The organism is Rothia mucilaginosa (assembly GCF_964211445.1).
In the GTDB taxonomy this organism is placed as follows: Bacteria; Actinomycetota; Actinomycetes; order Actinomycetales; family Micrococcaceae; genus Rothia; species Rothia mucilaginosa_E.
On sequence record NZ_CAXOQT010000013.1, the window covers coordinates 13,434 to 29,476 of the forward strand.

Below are 16,043 nucleotides of genomic sequence, written 5' to 3' on the forward strand. Positions count from 1 at the left end.
ACCATCAGCGTCGCCCTTGAAGAAATGCCCGCCATTGCCGACGGGCTCGACACCGTCAGCCGCACCTGCGCCGACCGAACCATGCCGATTCTCGGCATCGCCGCCGAAACCAGGCTCTTCCTCGGCATCAACGGGCGCGCCCAGCAGGCATCTGGCCTCTGCGCCGGCCTCGCTACAGACCTCGGTGGAAGCGCACTAAAGTTCGGTGCCACCGCAGCAGCCGTCCGCGCCGCCCACAGCTCCTACCTGCAGACCGAAAATATTGTCGCAGGCTGGTTCGAATCCATGGGCATCGCAAAGGACGGCAAGCTACCCGACGGACGCAGCACCCGAGACCACTTCCGCGGCCTCATCGCTGGAGAACCCGGCGAAGCTGCCTACCTCTTGAAGCTCACCATTCCTGAGCTTGGGTACTTTTCGGCATCTCGGACGCTGCCTTATTCGCCTCTCGTGGCGGGTATTCTCTTCGGCTTCACTGCCTACATGGATGCCACGTGGAACCCCGAAATTGCGCGCTCGCGAGCATTTGACCGCCTTGCAAGCATGTTTGGCATTCCGCGAGGGCTCGTTCGAAAGGCGCTGGGTGGTGGCCTATTCAGCATCATCAAATCTGGAATCGATACTTATCTTGGCACTAAGGCTCATAATATTCGGACCGCTTCTGCCAATGAATACGGTATTGCTACGCATCGTGGCGAGAAAAGCCAGCTTTCTGTAGGTGCCAGCTCGGATCGTCTTCTTGCGGCTGCTAAGGCGCAGGATCAGGAATTTGAGCGTTCCCGACAGGACCCTTTGACCGCTGAACGCAGTGCCGTGCTCGTCACCGTCATGTACGAAGCAGGACACGAAGGTGACCCAGCCCATGCTCTATACGTCGTGAGTATTCCGGGTACTAACTTTGATTCCTGGGGCGGATCTATCATAGATATCGTTGGTATCGGACGCGAAACATTAGGCAAAGATACTCTGGAGAACCCCGCCTATCAGATGGTTTTGCAAGCCCTGCGTGATGCCGGAGCACCTCAGGGTGCTCGCGTGTACCTGGAGGGTTTCAGCCAGGGAGGCATGATTGCCCACAATATGGCGAATAGTACTGAAGTTGCCAAAGAAATCAACATTGTGGGTGTCTACGCTCAAGCCGCCCCGCTACGAGGTCTGCCGGCTAAACGTCGTGACTTTGGAGTGGACTACGTGGAAGGAGACGGAGACCCAGTTCCTGACTCAGCAGTGAACCCTTTTGCCCAAATTTTCGGGGGAACGTGGCAGCCTGATGAACGCGATACGGTAATCACCGTCAATAACCCTGAACATCATGGTGAAAATTACGACGAAGCCCTACAGCGTGAAGGGCACAGTAGCAAGGTGCCTGGCGGCATGCGCACCGCAATGGACGGTAAAGAATATGTGCTGGGGGAACAGAAGGTAACCTCAGCCTCAAGCCTGCCGGACGGTCTGCCTCCTGCTGTACGAAGCAGCATAACAGCCGGACGTATCGGAATCTACGGTCGCGCTGCCTGGGATTCAGGAACCAGGCCTGGTGTCTTGGGTATAGCTGAGCTGGCTGATGAGAAGGCAGAGGTACGGTTGCATCAAGCAAAGCGTGCTGTGCAAGCCGGTATCGAAAATACGCGGCAGAATGTCGAAGATACCGTCTCAGACATCCAGCAGGGCATGGAGATTGCCAAGCAGAAGGCAGAGGGTCTTCAGCGAGAAGCTGGAGAAGCCGCCTGGACGGTTGCTAAGCAAATCCCCGCCGTCATCGAGGGCGTCCAAAAGACCATCCCTCACCCCGAGCCGACTCCACAGGAATCTCAGAACCCGCAGCCTGCCTGGCCGGAAACCTCTGCACCACAGATGCCCAAGGTGCCCCTCCTGCAGGGATACAACCCGCAGCATCTGCCGCCCGCCATCAATATGCCGAGCGACCTGAGCCGTCCGGAGCCTGCGCCCATCAAGATGCCCGGGGACCTGAGTCGTCCGGAGCCTGCGCCCATCAAGATGCCCACTCGAATCGAGGCTGAGGGGCAGCTACCTCCTGCAGGTCTGATTCCGCCGGATATTCTGCCCAAACCTGCAGATCTGCATATGCACATCGAAAAGGCTGTTACTCAGCCAATCATCGATCAGTTGCAGCTCCCTAGTGCAGGTTCTGTGCTCAAGAATCCTCCAATCTTCGGATCTGGACAGGGCGGAGACTACGACGGTGGCGAGCCGCTCATCCCCACTCTGCCGGGGCTGAAGCCCGCGCCCATGCTCCCGCCCAAGAGCATTGACCCGGGATTCCTCGCACCAACTCCGCCCGAGAACATCGACCCCGGGTTCCGTGCACCAGGTCCTCCCGAGGACCTGACTCCCCTCGAGGAGCGTGAACCCCTGATGGTCTAAAAGCCCAGCCTCAAGAACCAATCTTGAGGGCTCGGTGGAGGGTGGAGGGGACGAGTAGAGTAGAGAAGAGAAGAAGGGCGCCGCTGGGAACAACCCCGGCGGCGCCCCTCCATCTTTGCGTACAGCGCTCGCCGCAGGAATCTACTGGCTGCTCGAATCACCGGCTGCTCGGATTGCTGCCTGCTCAACCGCCGTCTGCTCTCCAGGTGAGAAGCGTTAGCCTCCGAGCCGCCCACAGGCACATACTGGAAGCATGAGCCAGTCAGCAGAACACGCCAACATCCCGGTCCGCCCCGTCTTCAACACCCTGCCCAGCTACGCGGCAGGCAAGCCGCCCGCACCCGTCGAAGGCCTCACCCAGTACAAGCTCTCCTCGAACGAGAACCCGCTGGGTCCCGTACCCGAGGTTGCGCGCGTCCTCGCAGAATTTGCGACCGCGCACCGCTACCCCGACCCGCTCTCCACCGCCCTGCGCCAGAAGCTCTCCGCACGACTGGGCGTGGATGCTGACGACATCGTTACCGGCGCCGGAAGCCTCGGGGCGCTCAACCAGATCCTCAAAACCTTCGCCGGCGTAAACGCTGACGGCGTGCAGGATGAAGTCATCTACGCCTGGCGTTCCTTCGAGGCGTACCCGATCCTTGTCGGCATTATGGGCGCTCGCAGCGTGCAGGTGCCGAACCTGCCCGACGGCTCGCACGACCTGGACGCCATGGCGGCAGCTATCACCGACCGCACCCGCCTGATTCTGGTCTGCACCCCCAACAACCCGACCGGCCCCGCCGTCACCGAGACCCAGATTCGTGCGTTCCTTGCAAAAGTGCCCTCCCATATTCCTGTGGTGATTGATGAGGCGTACTTCGAGTTCTGCGCCGCCTCCACCGTGCCGGAAGGTGAAGAAGCCCCGTTAAACGGCCTGGACATCTACCGCGACTATGAGAACGTCATCATTCTGCGTACCTTCTCCAAGGCGCAGGGCCTGGCGGGTCTTCGCGTGGGCTACTCGATTTCGCACCCGCAGATTACGCAGCACTTGCGCGTGGCGGCGACTCCGTTCGCGGTGACGGCGTTGGCTGAGGCGGCGGCTATCGCCTCCATCGACCATGAGGAAGCGGTGATGGAGCGCGTGCGCCACCTGGTGTCTGAGCGTGAGCGCGTGACCGCCCGCCTGCGCGAGCTGGGCTATGAGTTCCCGAGCACCTACGCGAACTTTGTGTGGCTGCCGCTGGGGGAGCGCACGGGTGAGTTTGTGCAGCTGATGGCTGAGCATGCGCTGTCGGTGCGTGCGTTCGGTACCGAGGGCGTGCGCGTGAGCATCGGTGAAGTGGAGGCGAATGACCGTTTCCTCTCGCTGTGCGAGGTCTTCGGGAAGGGGCTCTAGAGCCTCTGGTGAAGGGGAGCGGGTGACCACCCGACTCTAATTGAACAATGTACTATTTTCCCTAGTCGAGGTTCGTTTGGGCTTTTCAATCGGTTCTCGCGCGGGAAAAATGGTGGCTCGAAAAAGTGCTTAATAGCTAAACTAAACCTCCTATATATTCTAGAAAAAGAATATATAGGAGGTTTAGTTTAATGATGTTCAAATAGTGAATGACAGGGCACAATACACTGCGTTATCAGCGTAACTGCCGCGAGATAAAGCCGGAAAGAGTAGACTGGTAACTATATATGCCCAGACCCTCACAGGCCTGCCGGAGCACCTCAAACCCTGCACCATCAGGTGAACGTTGAGGCTAAAACCCAGGCCGCTGAGGGCCAAGCCCTCGTCACGTGTGGAGGTTAGATGCACGAGAACGACAAGTACCCGGGAGTGCCCGAACGCATCCAGCTCATGGATGAAAACGGCACCGTACACGAACACCCCACCTACAGCCGGTACATCGAAGACGTCAACGCAGACACTCTGCGTGAGGCATACCGCCTCATGTACACCACCCGCCGATTCGACGATGAGGCAACCGCCCTGCAGCGCCAGGGTCAGCTCGCTCTCTGGGTGCCCAGCCGAGGCCAGGAGGCCGCACAGATTGGCTCCGCACTCGCCTACGCGCCCAACGACTACATCTTCCCCTCCTACCGTGAGCACGCCGTCGCCCTGGCGCGCGGCGTGGACTTCCGCGACCTGATTACTATCTTCCGCGGCTCCACCACCCACGGCTGGGACATGAAGGCACACAACTTCCACACCTACACCAAGGTGCTTGCCGCCCAGACCCTGCACGCCGTCGGCTACGCTATGGGCCTGAACTTCGACGCCGACATCGAGGCTGAAACCGGCACCCGCCCCACCGGCCAGGGCCAGGCAACCGACCCCGCCGAGGACAAGCAGAAGCCCGCCGTGGCGGTCTACTTTGGTGACGGCTCCTCCACCGAGGGTGACGCGCACGAGTCCATGGTCTTCGCTGCCTCTTACAACGCGCCGGTGCTCTTCTTCGTGCAGAACAACCGCTGGGCTATCTCCGTGCCCTTCGAGGTGCAGTCCCGCGTGCCGGTGTCCACCCGCGCCGCAGGCTACGGCTTCGAAGGTATCCGCGTGGACGGCAACGACGTTCTCGCCGTGCTCGCCGCAACCCGCTACGCCATGGAGAAGATCCGTGCCGGCGAAGGCCCCGTGCTGATTGAGGCTGAAACCTACCGCCTCGGCCCGCACACCACCGCGGATGACCCCACCAAGTACCGCACCGACGCCGACCTGGAAGGTCCCCTGCGCCGCGACCCCATGCTTCGCCTTGAGAAGCACCTGCGCGATAACGGCTACGCCGACGATGCCTTCTTCGAGGAGGTTGCAGAATCTGCACAGCAGGTCGCAAACGGCGTGCGTGAGGCGGTGCTGAACTCCGAGGTCGCCGACTTTGAGCGTTTCTTCGACCGCGTCTACGCACAGGAACACCAGCAGGTGGAAGACGACCGCGAGTTCTACCGCACCTACATTGCAGGCTTTGAAGAGGAGTAAGCATGAGCGAGAAAATTGAACGTTTGACCCTCGCCAAGGCCATCACCCGAGGCCTGGAAGACGCCATGGAAGCCGACCGCACCGTCGTCATGCTCGGTGAGGATATCGGCAAGCTCGGCGGCGTGTACCGCGTCACCGAGGGCCTGCAGGCGCGCTTCGGCAACCGTCGCGTCATGGATGCGCCCCTGGGCGAGTCCGGCATTATCGGTACCTCGATCGGTATGGCGCTGCGCGGCTACCGCCCCGTGCCGGAGATTCAGTTTGACGGTTTCGTGTTCCCCGCCTACAACCAGATCACGAGCCAGCTGGCGAAGATCCACAACCGTACCGATAAGCAGTACACGGTGCCGGTGACCATTCGTATTCCGTACGGTGGCGTGATTGGTTCGGTGGAGCACCACTCCGAGTCCCCGGAGGCGCTGTTCGCCCACACTGCGGGCCTGCGCATTGTGACCCCCTCGACCCCGCATGAGGCGTACTGGATGACCCGCAAGGCGATTGAGTGCCCCGATCCGGTCATTATTTTTGAGCCGAAGCGCCGCTACTGGCTCAAGGGCGAAGTGGACTTTAGCGACACTTCCTTTGACCCGTTCAGCGCCCAGGTGGTGCGTGAGGGTACCGATGCGACCATCGTTGCGTACGGTCCGCTGGTGCCGGTCGCCCTGGCTGCCGCGGAGGCTGCGGTTGAGGATGGTCGTTCGATCGAGGTTATTGACCTGCGCTCGATTTCGCCGCTGGACGTGCCGACCGTTGCCGCTTCGGTGGCGAAGACCGGCCGCCTGATTATTGCGCACGAGGCGCCGACCTTTGGTGGTATGGGTGGCGAGCTGGCTGCGGCTATTACGGAGCGTTGCTTCTACAGCTTGCAGGCGCCGGTGATTCGCGTGGGCGGCTACTACATGCCGTACCCGGTTTCTCGCGTTGAAGAAGAGTACGTGCCCGATATTGACCGCATTCTTGAGGCGGTTGACCGCGCTTTTGACTACTAGGCATGCCCTGATCTGACGTATCAGCGTGTTGCGCTATGGCGGGTTGAAAGCTCGCACAGAATATTCCGTATAGGGTATATGCCCTAGTGAGAGGTAAAAATGTCCCAGATTTTCCCGCTCCCTGACGTGGGTGAAGGCCTGACCGAAGCAGAAATCCTCAGCTGGAAGGTAGCCGTCGGCACCGAGGTCGCCATCAACGACGTCCTCGTCGAAATTGAAACCGCTAAGAGTGTCGTTGAGTTGCCCTCGCCCTTCGCCGGCACCGTCGAGGCGTTGCTTGTTGCCGAAGGAGAAACCGTTGAGGTGGGCACCCCCATCATCAGCATCTCCGGCGGCGACAATGCACCCGTAGCCCCGGCAGCACCCGCCGCGGCAGAGGCTGAATCCGGCACCGCACTGGTCGGCTCCGGCCCCAAGGCGGATGCTGTCAAGCGTCGCGCACGCAAGCGCCCCGCCTCCGCAATCCAGCCCGCACAGGCTCCCGCAGCACCGGGAGCACCGGCTGTTCAGGCACCCGTGGCGCACACCCCCGCCGATCCGGTGAACCGTAACCAGGGCCTGCTGAGCGAGCTGGCTGAGCGTGCCTCCCGCTTTGTGGAGAACACCCCGCTGAACTCGATGGTGCAGCGCCTGTCCCACGAACCCGCAGCGGCCGCTCCTGCGCCGACCCTGCCGCCCGAGCAGGTTCCGCACCGCCCGACCCTGGCACCGCCTCCGGTGCGTCTGGCGGCGAAGGAGCTCGGTGTCGATCTGGCGAACGTGACCGCTACCGGTGCGCGCGGCCAGGTGACCAAGCAGGACCTCATGAACTATGTGGCGCACATGAGCGATGTGCAGCATAGCGGCGCCCGCCAGCCGTTTTGGCAGCCCGCAACTACTCCGGGTGATCGCATCGAGCGTATCCCGGTGCGTGGCGTGCGTAAGGCAACCGCGAAGGCGATGGTTTCGTCGGCGTTTAGCGCCCCGCACGTGTCCATCTTTGTGGATGTTGATGCCTCCCGCACCATGGAGTTCGTGAAGCGCCTGAAGCGCTCCCGCCACTTTGAGGGCGTGAAGGTCACCCCGCTGCTGGTGCTCGCCGCCGCCGTGATTTGGGCTGCCGAGCGTAACCCGCAGGTCAACGCAACCTGGACCGATAGCGAAATCCAGATTAAGCACTTCATGAACCTGGGTATTGCTGCGGCGACCCCGCGCGGCCTGATGGTTCCGAACATTAAGGATGCTCAGGAGCTGTCCCTGCGTGAGTTGGCTGTTGCGCTGAACAACCTGACCACCCGTGCGCGTGAGGGTAAGACTCAGCCCGCTGAGATGGCGAACGGCACCCTGACCATTACGAACATCGGTTCGCTGGGCATTGATACCGGTACCCCGATTATCAACCCGGGTGAGGTGGCGATTGTTGCTTTCGGTACGATCAAGCAGAAGCCGTGGGTGGTTGATGGTGAGGTTATTCCTCGCTGGGTGACGACCCTGGGTGGTTCGTTCGATCACCGCGTGGTGGATGGTGACCTGTCGGCTCGTTTCATGGCTGATGTGGCTGCAATCCTTGAGGAGCCTGCTCTGCTGCTGGACCACTAGGTGGCGTGTTTCGGCTAGTCGGCGTTTTATCGCTGGGTAGCTGAAACTGTTTAGGATACAGATTTAGATGCAGAAAACCTCCGGTACCTTACACAAGGTACCGGAGGTTTTCTGTATGTTCTGTGCCTAACGCAACGAGGCGCGAGTGCTGAGAAGCCTAGGCGTCGTCGCGTGCCACCTGGTCGCTCGGGTACTTGTCCACGCGGCGGTGGTACAGGCGTCCGCAGAGGCCGCCGAGGATAGCGCCCAGGAAGCTCAACGCCAGAACCAGCAGAACCGCCAGCAGACCGTTCGCGAAATCACCCGCAATCAGCTTCTGCAGGGACAGGGATGCAACACCGTTCTGGAACAGCTGAGGCGCCAGGAAGGTCGCCAGGGAGCCGAGGATGAGCGCCATAATCTGCCAGAGCCACACGGCGATGCCCTGCTTAGCGCCAGCGAATCGTGCCATACGACCTGCCGCGTAGCCGCCCACCAGGTAAGCGAAGAAAATCAGCACGCTCAGCGCCACCGCGACCGGCACGGCGTTCGAGGCGCCGCTGAAGAGGCGGGAGACCACCGAGGCGTACTCGATGGACTCGCTCTGACCGGTCAGGGTCAGCCACGACTGGATAGCCCACAGGCCACCGTCCATGAGGGAGATAGTAATCAACCAGCCGAGCAGGCCGGGCAGCAGGTGCATGCGGGAGTAGCGGCTCTTCTGCATGGACAGCGCGGTTGCGGCGGTGAGGACGGGCTCTGCGCCCGCCGCGCCTGCGGTACCGGCGGGGGTGGGGATGACGAAGTGGTCATCCTCCGCCGGATTAGCCTGCGGGGCGCTGGGCGCCGCCTGAGCATGACCGGGTGCGGGCACCTCGTAGCTTGCCGCCGCAGTCGGTGCGCTAGCGGTGGCAGGTGCGGTAGCGGGGGCTGCGCTGCCGCGTACGTTGTCCGCGCTGGGGGCCGCGGGCTTGTCGAGCCAGCTGAGGTTATCGGTAGCGGGTTCGCCCAAGTCAGCACCGGATTCCGCGCCCTGAGAAGTGCCACTGGGGGAGAGGACCGGCTGGGTTGCGGTAGCCGCCTCAGCAACAGAGAGAGACAGGGGCGCATCCTGCGAGGACTGCGCCGAAGAGCTCGACTCGCGCGCCTTTTCGTGGGCGCGGCGTGCGGCGTTCAGGTCTTCATCGGTCAGAACCACGGTGGGGTCGTCGGAGGAGAAAGCCGCCTCCCACAGGTCGCTTTCGGTGGGGGTGGATGCCGCGGCAGCCGGACGCTGCTGCGGGGTGTTGTTCTGTGCGTTCATTAAATCCTTTGGATTCTAATCCTGGGCGCTGATTTAGCGGTTGCGGTCAGCGTAGAAGGCGCGTGCTTCTTCCAGGGCTTCTGCGGAGTAGGTGTGCGGGTACGCCGGGCGTTCGTTCTCGTCCAGGGTGCGGATGACGCGGCCGGGGTTGCCCATCACGAGGGAGTTTTCGGGTACGTCCTTAGTGACGACAGTGCCCGCACCGATCACGGAGTTCTTGCCGATGGTCACGCCGCCCAGAATAATAGCGCCGCCGCCAATCCAGACGTTGTCTTCAACGGTAATGGGCTTGCCACCTTCCCAGTATGCCGCGCGGTCAACGGGGTTGAGCGGGTGGGTGGGGGTGAGGAACTGTACGTTGTTGCCGACGAGCACGGTGGAGCCGATACGAATCGGGCAGACGTCCAGGAAGACGCAGCCAAAGTTGAAGAAGGAGCCGTCGCCAATGTAGGTGTTCACGCCGTAGTCGAAGCGTGCGCCGGGGCGGATGTGGGAGTGCTCGCCCAGGTGGCCGAGGTGTTCACGGTAGACGTGCATGGCCTGTGCCTGCTCGCCGCGTGCGTAGTGTTCTTCGGCGAGGACGGTTGCAGCGTGGATGCGCTTAGTCTGCGCGGCGCATTCGGCATCGGGCATGTAGGCGGCGCCGGAGACCATGCGGTTGAAGATGTCGCCGTTGGGGCGCTGCGGGGTGTGCATTAGTGGGCTCCTCCCAGAAGGTAAGCAAGTGCGATGATGGCCATTCCGAACAGGATGACGACTCCTCCGGCGATAGCAAATCGTTTGGAAATTTCGCGGAGGAGCTTCTTGAACTGTTCGTCAGTGATGTCTTGCTGTCGTTTACTCATGCTTTAAGTATCCCAGAGTTGCAGGGTTCTGCCTTAGTGTTTCGGTGTTTATTGCGGTATCTGGGGCGGGTGTACCGTGTGATTTTCAGCGTGGGAAGAAGCGCTGCAGAGTTGAAGCCTGCGGGGGCTGGAAGGCACAATCATTGCATGACTGAGGCTCAGAAGAACACGAACCTGCAGGATGCGGCGGCTCCTGCATCCCCCGCTGGCGCATCCGCTGGTGTAGCTGCTGGTGCGCATCCGTTGGCGCATCGCCCCTGGTTGAAGAACTATACTCCGTGGACTGCCCGCGATATTGAGCTGCCCGAAACCTCGCTGAGCCACCTCATTGACGAGGCGGTTCGCACCGTACCCCATAAGGTTGCGCTGGAGTTCTTTGGCGCGACCACCACTTACGCTGAGCTGGGCAATCAGATTGAGCGTGCGGCAGAGGGGCTGCGCGTGGCGGGTGTGCAGCCGGGCGACCGTGTGGCGCTGATTCTGCCGAACTGCCCTCAGCATATTGCGGCGTTTTACGCGATTCTGCGTCTGGGCGCGATTGTGGTGGAGCATAACCCGCTGTACACGGGTGCTGAGTTGCGCCACATGTTTGAGGATCATGGCGCGAAGGTCGCGATTGTGTGGGATAAGATCGCTTCGCATATTACGGGTCTCCCGGCTGATATTCGCCCGAGCCATATTTATTCGGTGAACATGATTTCTGCGATGCCTGCGCTGATGCGTACCGCGTTGAAGTTGCCGCTGAAGAGCGCGCGTGCTTCGCGTGAGAAGCTGACGGGTCCAGCTCCGGGTACGGTGCCGTGGTCGCAGCTGGTGAAGAGCGAGCGTATTGATCCTGCGCATCGCCGCCCGACTGCGCACGATATTGCGCTGCTGCAGTACACCTCCGGTACGACCGGTCTGCCGAAGGGTGTGATGCTCACACACCGCAACCTGGAGTCTAACGGCCGTATGGGTGAGGCGTGGATTAACCCGGGTGATGACGAGGTTATTTACTCGGTTCTGCCGCTGTTCCACGCGTACGGCATGACCCTGGGTGTGACGATTGCGTCGCTGTGCCGTGCCCGCCTGGTGCTGTTCCCGACCGTGGACATGGATCTGATTTTGAAGGCGATGAAGAAGACCCGCCCGACCATTCTGCCTGCGGTTCCGCCGGTGTATCGTCGCCTGCTGGATGAGGCGAAGAAGCGCGGTGTGTCCCTGGAGGGTATCCGTTACGCGGTGTCGGGCGCGATGAACCTGCCGCCCGAGCTGGTTGCCGAGTGGGAGGAAGCCTCCGGTGGTTTCATGGTGGAAGGCTACGGCCTGACCGAGTGCGCGCCGCTGGTGTCCTGTAACCCGCTCAATGACACCCGCCGTGCCGGTTTCATTGGTGTTCCGTTCCCCTCCACCGATATTCGCGTGGTGGACCCGGAGACCGGTGAGGACGTGCCCGAGGGTGAAGAGGGTGAGCTGTGGGTGAAGGGTCCGCAGCGTTTTGCCGGCTACTGGAAGCGTGAGGACGAGACGGCGAAGACCATCACCCCTGACGGTTGGTTGCGTACCGGCGATATTGTGCGCCTGGACGAGGACTACTTCATTCAGATCGTGGACCGCATCAAGGAGGTCATCATCACCGGTGGCTTCAATGTCTCCCCGACGGAGGTTGAGGTCGCCCTCAAGCAGCACGACATGGTCGCGGATGCGGCGGTGGTCGGTATTCCGCTGCCCGCCGGTGGCGAGATGGTCGTTGCCGCCGTGGTTGCCGCCCCGGGCCGCGTGGTGCAGGAACACACCCTGCGTGAGCACTGCTATTCGAAGGTGACTCGTTATAAGGTTCCGCGCCGCATTGTGGTGGTGGATGACCTGCCCCGTTCGATGCTGGGTAAGGTTCTGCGCCGTAAGGTGCGTGAGCAGCTGATTGCTTCGGGCGAGTTTGACCAGTAGGGGTTAGCGGCTCGCTGATTGCCCGTTTTATGAACGCCGGCTTGGGTTTTTGTGCCCTTGCCGGCGTTTTGTGTGCGCCTGAATACACCGGTAATGGCGCTTTGTGACCTGGAAATAATCACCGCATGACGAAATATGACAAAATATAACGACCTTGACGTTCTGTGTCTCATGAATAGCTCTTAACTTCCACACCCGCCCTTGTGCGTGCTGTAATTGTCCCATCATCATTCCCATCGGACGTGCTAGTACCTTTCGTCGGCACCCGGTGGAACGCATCATCATTCAACAGAAAGATTCATAGCCGTGAAGAAGTTTGCTGCTGCTCTCGCAGTTGTCCCCATGGTCTTTGGCCTGGCAGCCTGCGGTTCCACCAACTCCTCCTCCTCTTCCTCCAGCTCCAAGAAGGTCACCATCGGTGTGGTTGGCTCTGAGAAGTTCAACAAGACCCTGAAGGAAGAAGCCAAGAAGCAGGGTATCGACATTGAATACAAGGAGTTCAGCGCTTACACCGAGCCGAACCCCGCACTGGACGCCGGTGACATCGACATGAACCGCTTCCAGCACATCGCGTACCTGTCCAACTACAACGTGAGCGCTAACAAGGACCTGCAGATTGTCGGCCCGACCGTCATCTACCCGATGGCTCTGTTCTCCAAGAAGCACTCCAAGCTGGCTGACATCCCCCAGGGCGGCGAGATCGTTATCCCGAACGACACCGTGAACGAAGCACGCGCACTGAAGCTGCTGAAGACCAACGGTCTGGTTACCTTCAAGAACGCTGACGTTGACGCACCCACCATCGACGATGTTGACACCGCTAACTCCAAGGTGAAGGTCACCCCCGTCGACGCAACCCAGACCGTGGTTGGCATGGAGTCCGCTGACGGCGCAGTCGTCAACAACGACTTCCTCAAGGATGCAGGCCTGAAGCCCGCAGACGCACTGGCTCAGGACGACCCCAAGACCGACCCCTCGGCAATCAAGTACGTGAACCTCTTCGTTGCTCAGAAGGACAAGGCTGACGACGAGACCTACAAGAAGATTGTTGAGCTCTTCCACTCCAAGGCCGTCATGGACGTCGTTCAGGAAGAGACCCGCGGCACCGCTGTTGAGGTCAACGTGAGCACCGACGAGCTGCGTCAGTCCCTGGCTAACGAAGAAGCCAAGCTGCGCGCTAAGAAGTAATCTTCTAAATACACGCCTCCTCTAGGCATACGCAAAGGCGGTAAGTCTAAGAACCCGATGCGGGTCACGACAGGCTTACCGTCCTTTGCGTAACGGCGTTAATGCCCTTTAGCGCCCCAACCACGACATTTACGGATACATATTTATGAGTGAACTGGCACAGAGCTTCGGCGACAGCACCTCGCCCATGGTGGTTCTGGACGGAGTTTCCAAGGTCTTTGGCAACGGCCCCAAGGCGGTAGTTGCTGTGGACAACGTCTCCCTCACCATTAACCGCGGTGAAATCTTTGCAATTATCGGCTACTCCGGCGCCGGTAAGTCCACCCTGGTCCGCCTCATTAACGGCCTGGAAACCACCACCAGCGGTACCCTGACCGTCGGCGGCTTCGAAATTTCCGGCAAGCGCGACTCCGAACTGCGCGAAGCACGCACCAACATCGGCATGATCTTCCAGCAGTTCAACCTGATGAACTCCCGCACCGTGCTCGGTAACGTCGAGTTCCCCCTGAAGATTGCCGGCTGGTCCAAGAAGGACCGCCGCGCCCGCGCCCTGGAAATGCTCGAGTTCGTGGGTCTTGCCGACCGTGCAGGCCACTACCCGAACCAGCTTTCGGGCGGTCAGAAGCAGCGTGTGGGTATTGCCCGTGCGCTCGCGACCAACCCCGCCCTGCTGCTGGCGGATGAGTCCACCAGTGCACTGGACCCGGAAACTACTCATGAAGTGCTCGCCCTCCTTAAGCGTGTGAACCGTGAACTGGGTGTGACCGTCGTGGTCATTACCCACGAGATGGACGTGGTTTCCAGCATCGCTGACCGTGTGGCTGTCATGGAGTCCGGCCGCGTGGTGGAGCAGGGCAACGTGTACGATGTCTTCTCCAACCCGCAGACCGACGTGGCAAAGCTGTTCGTGGCAACCACCGTCAAGCTTGCCCCCACCGGCAAGGAGGCGGCTGAGCTGCGCGCAAACCACAAGGGTTACCTCATCAACGTTGAAATCGTGGAGGGTAACCAGGAGCTCGGTAAGGTGCTGTCCTACCTGGGTGCCCGTAACGTCCGCTTCAACATTGTGGGCGGCGGTATCGAGACCCTGCAGGGTAAGGCATACGGTACCCTCACCCTGGAACTCCTCGGCGAAATCACCAGCATTGATGCCGCTGTTGCTGAACTGAAGACCGTTGCCCGCGTGCAGGAGGTGCGCTAAATGTTTGCTACTACTCTTCCGCTGGCTGCGTCTAAGACCGACTGGTCTGAGTTCCTGCCCGAGAAGCTGCTCCCGGCTATTGGCGATACGTTCTACATGGTGTCTATCACCATGCTGTGCGCCGGTCTGGTCGGTCTGATTGTGGGTGCTCTGCTGTACACCACCCGTGAGGGCAACATCTTCCAGAACCGCTTCGTGTACACGATTCTGAACATTCTGGTGAACGTGATTCGCCCGATTCCGTTCATTATTTTGATCGCGGCACTGGGCCCGCTGACGAGCGCCGTGGTGGGTACCCGCCTGGGCGTGAACGCTGCAGTCTTCGCGATGAGCTTTGGTGCTGCGTTCGCTATTGCCCGTATTGTGGAGCAGAACATGGTCTCCATTGACCCGGGTGTGATTGAGGCGGCGCGCGCGATGGGTGCTTCGAAGCTGACCATCCTGTTCACCGTGATGATTCCGGAGGCGCTTGGCCCGCTGATCCTGGGTTACACCTTCCTCGTTATCGGCGTGGTGGATATGTCCGCTATGGCCGGTTACGTGGGTGCCGGTGGTCTGGGTAAGATCGCGATTGTGGACGGCTACCAGCGCTTCAACGATGAGATCACCTGGGCTGTTGTGGCGATTATTATCGTCCTGGTTCAGCTGGTTCAGTTCATCGGTAACGCACTGGCCAAGAAGGTTATGCGCCGATAAGCTCGTACTGCTTAGGTACGGCTGATAAGGCATAGAAGACCCCCGGTCTGCTCTTCAGGAGCGGGCCGGGGGTCTTTCTTTGTGTCGGGTTTCTTCGCGCCAGGGGAGGGGGCGCTAGCCGCTTAGCCCTGCGCTGCTTCAGACTGCTGTGCCGCCTCAAGCTTGGCGATCCAGGTGCGTGCCGCCTCCCACAGCTGCGGGTCCTTGAACGAATCGAAGCGGCCAAAACCGGCAGGTGCCTTTGCCGGGTCGGTACCGGCGGGAGCGTAAATCAGTACCTTCGTGCCGGCGTCGCGTGCCGCCTGCGCACCGGCGGGGGAGTCCTCGAACGCCAGCGCCTCGTTGCCTTCAAAGCCGAGGCGGCGCGCCGCCTCCAGGTACATGTCCGGGGCGGGCTTACCGTTGGGAACATCGTTGCTGCTGACCCAGGTGCGCACCAGCGGGGCGTAACCGTAGCTTTCCATCTTCAGGGTCAGAATCTTCGCGGTGGAGTTCGACGCCACCGCAACGGGCATGTGCTCGCTCAGGAAGCCCAGGAACTCCTGCGCACCCTCAATCAGGTCCACGCCGGAGCTGATGACCTCGTGCTCGGTGGTGAGCAGGTCCTTCATCACGCGCTCATGATGCTCGGCGTACTCTGCGGAGGCGGTGTCCGGCTTCTGGCCGTTCTGCGCCTCGTAGGAGAGCAGGGCAAGCTCCTCAGCGACGTCGGCTGCCGCCAGGCCGGTGAGGCGGTGCTCCACCTCCTCGGTGAAGGGAACAGACCAGCGGGCAAAAAGCTCACGCTGCACATCGTTCCAGACGGTTTCGGAGTCGAGGAGGATGCCGTCGCAGTCGAAGATTGCGCAGCGGGGGAACCAATCGGAGGGTACGGTGTGTTCAAACATAATGTCAGTCTCTCACAGGGCTTGAGGCTATGGAAGTGGTGGCACGGTGCGTGAGAAAACATGCGGGGCACACGCCGGGTGAGGGCACAAAAGCACGCGGCACATAAGTAGGCATA

The 16,043-nt window shown here is 60.9% G+C and carries 13 protein-coding genes; 9 read left to right on the plus strand and 4 right to left on the minus strand.

Annotated features, from left to right (window positions below):
* The first annotated feature begins 24 nt into the window (after positions 1-24).
* The 5 genes from AB8E48_RS04575 to AB8E48_RS04595 all read left to right on the plus strand — a co-directional run bounded on the left by AB8E48_RS04575 (position 25) and on the right by AB8E48_RS04595 (position 7,902).
* On the plus strand, positions 25-2,385 hold the full coding sequence (locus AB8E48_RS04575; RefSeq protein WP_368885908.1) for an extensin: 2,361 nt from the start codon (positions 25-27) through the stop codon (positions 2,383-2,385).
* A 253-nt stretch (positions 2,386-2,638) separates the two neighbouring features.
* Positions 2,639-3,766: a histidinol-phosphate transaminase gene (locus AB8E48_RS04580; protein ID WP_368885909.1), complete on the plus strand. Its 1,128-nt coding sequence runs from the start codon at positions 2,639-2,641 to the stop codon at positions 3,764-3,766.
* Between the two features lie 402 nt (positions 3,767-4,168).
* Entirely contained in the window at positions 4,169-5,335 is a 1,167-nt protein-coding gene (locus tag AB8E48_RS04585; protein ID WP_368885910.1) for a thiamine pyrophosphate-dependent enzyme, read from the plus strand.
* A gap of 2 nt (positions 5,336-5,337) precedes the next feature.
* A complete protein-coding gene (locus AB8E48_RS04590) occupies positions 5,338-6,324 on the plus strand; it encodes an alpha-ketoacid dehydrogenase subunit beta (RefSeq protein WP_005504472.1) in 987 nt (328 codons plus the stop codon).
* Between the two features lie 99 nt (positions 6,325-6,423).
* Positions 6,424-7,902 carry a dihydrolipoamide acetyltransferase family protein gene (locus AB8E48_RS04595; protein ID WP_368885911.1) on the plus strand — a complete coding sequence of 493 codons (1,479 nt, stop codon included), beginning with the start codon at positions 6,424-6,426 and terminating at the stop codon, positions 7,900-7,902.
* A gap of 157 nt (positions 7,903-8,059) precedes the next feature.
* Here the strand turns inward: AB8E48_RS04595 and AB8E48_RS04600 are convergent, their stop codons facing one another.
* From AB8E48_RS04600 to AB8E48_RS04610, 3 genes are read right to left on the minus strand one after another with little or no spacing between them, the layout of a single operon-like run.
* Positions 8,060-9,184 (minus strand): hypothetical protein, encoded by a 1,125-nt coding sequence (locus AB8E48_RS04600; protein WP_368885912.1) that lies wholly within the window; start codon positions 9,182-9,184, stop codon positions 8,060-8,062.
* A gap of 33 nt (positions 9,185-9,217) precedes the next feature.
* Positions 9,218-9,880 carry a sugar O-acetyltransferase gene (locus AB8E48_RS04605; protein WP_303987918.1) on the minus strand — a complete coding sequence of 221 codons (663 nt, stop codon included), beginning with the start codon at positions 9,878-9,880 and terminating at the stop codon, positions 9,218-9,220.
* Positions 9,880-10,029 (minus strand): hypothetical protein, encoded by a 150-nt coding sequence (locus AB8E48_RS04610; RefSeq protein WP_005504480.1) that lies wholly within the window; start codon positions 10,027-10,029, stop codon positions 9,880-9,882. The genes AB8E48_RS04605 and AB8E48_RS04610 overlap by 1 nt, the downstream gene beginning before the upstream one ends.
* A 147-nt stretch (positions 10,030-10,176) precedes the next feature.
* Between AB8E48_RS04610 and AB8E48_RS04615 the strand changes: the two genes are divergently transcribed.
* The 4 genes from AB8E48_RS04615 to AB8E48_RS04630 all read left to right on the plus strand — a co-directional run bounded on the left by AB8E48_RS04615 (position 10,177) and on the right by AB8E48_RS04630 (position 15,040).
* The gene (locus AB8E48_RS04615) at positions 10,177-11,955 is read left to right on the plus strand and encodes a long-chain-fatty-acid--CoA ligase (RefSeq protein WP_368885913.1); all 1,779 of its coding nucleotides are present in this window, start codon (positions 10,177-10,179) and stop codon (positions 11,953-11,955) included.
* Between the two features lie 306 nt (positions 11,956-12,261).
* The gene (locus AB8E48_RS04620; protein ID WP_294642202.1) at positions 12,262-13,143 is read left to right on the plus strand and encodes a MetQ/NlpA family ABC transporter substrate-binding protein; all 882 of its coding nucleotides are present in this window, start codon (positions 12,262-12,264) and stop codon (positions 13,141-13,143) included.
* Between the two features lie 145 nt (positions 13,144-13,288).
* Complete coding sequence (locus AB8E48_RS04625) at positions 13,289-14,344, plus strand: methionine ABC transporter ATP-binding protein (protein ID WP_070846715.1); 1,056 nt, start codon at positions 13,289-13,291, stop codon at positions 14,342-14,344.
* Positions 14,345-15,040 carry a methionine ABC transporter permease gene (locus AB8E48_RS04630; protein WP_070819287.1) on the plus strand — a complete coding sequence of 232 codons (696 nt, stop codon included), beginning with the start codon at positions 14,345-14,347 and terminating at the stop codon, positions 15,038-15,040. It abuts the gene before it with no gap.
* A gap of 122 nt (positions 15,041-15,162) precedes the next feature.
* Here AB8E48_RS04630 and AB8E48_RS04635 read toward each other — a convergent pair whose 3' ends face one another.
* Positions 15,163-15,927, minus strand: coding sequence for an HAD family hydrolase (locus tag AB8E48_RS04635; RefSeq protein ID WP_368885914.1), 765 nt, complete (start codon positions 15,925-15,927; stop codon positions 15,163-15,165).
* Between the last annotated feature and the right edge of the window lie 116 nt (positions 15,928-16,043).

Bases quoted from the DNA above. Each gene is read 5' to 3' on its own strand.
- AB8E48_RS04575 (WP_368885908.1), top strand. From the start codon at position 25: ATGCCCGCCATTGCCGACGGGCTCGACACCGTCAGCCGCACCTGCGCC.
- AB8E48_RS04580 (WP_368885909.1), top strand. From the start codon at position 2,639: ATGAGCCAGTCAGCAGAACACGCCAACATCCCGGTCCGCCCCGTCTTC.
- AB8E48_RS04585 (WP_368885910.1), top strand. From the start codon at position 4,169: ATGCACGAGAACGACAAGTACCCGGGAGTGCCCGAACGCATCCAGCTC.
- AB8E48_RS04590 (WP_005504472.1), top strand. From the start codon at position 5,338: ATGAGCGAGAAAATTGAACGTTTGACCCTCGCCAAGGCCATCACCCGA.
- AB8E48_RS04595 (WP_368885911.1), top strand. From the start codon at position 6,424: ATGTCCCAGATTTTCCCGCTCCCTGACGTGGGTGAAGGCCTGACCGAA.
- AB8E48_RS04600 (WP_368885912.1), bottom strand. From the start codon at position 9,184: ATGAACGCACAGAACAACACCCCGCAGCAGCGTCCGGCTGCCGCGGCA.
- AB8E48_RS04605 (WP_303987918.1), bottom strand. From the start codon at position 9,880: ATGCACACCCCGCAGCGCCCCAACGGCGACATCTTCAACCGCATGGTC.
- AB8E48_RS04610 (WP_005504480.1), bottom strand. From the start codon at position 10,029: ATGAGTAAACGACAGCAAGACATCACTGACGAACAGTTCAAGAAGCTC.
- AB8E48_RS04615 (WP_368885913.1), top strand. From the start codon at position 10,177: ATGACTGAGGCTCAGAAGAACACGAACCTGCAGGATGCGGCGGCTCCT.
- AB8E48_RS04625 (WP_070846715.1), top strand. From the start codon at position 13,289: ATGAGTGAACTGGCACAGAGCTTCGGCGACAGCACCTCGCCCATGGTG.
- AB8E48_RS04630 (WP_070819287.1), top strand. From the start codon at position 14,345: ATGTTTGCTACTACTCTTCCGCTGGCTGCGTCTAAGACCGACTGGTCT.
- AB8E48_RS04635 (WP_368885914.1), bottom strand. From the start codon at position 15,927: ATGTTTGAACACACCGTACCCTCCGATTGGTTCCCCCGCTGCGCAATC.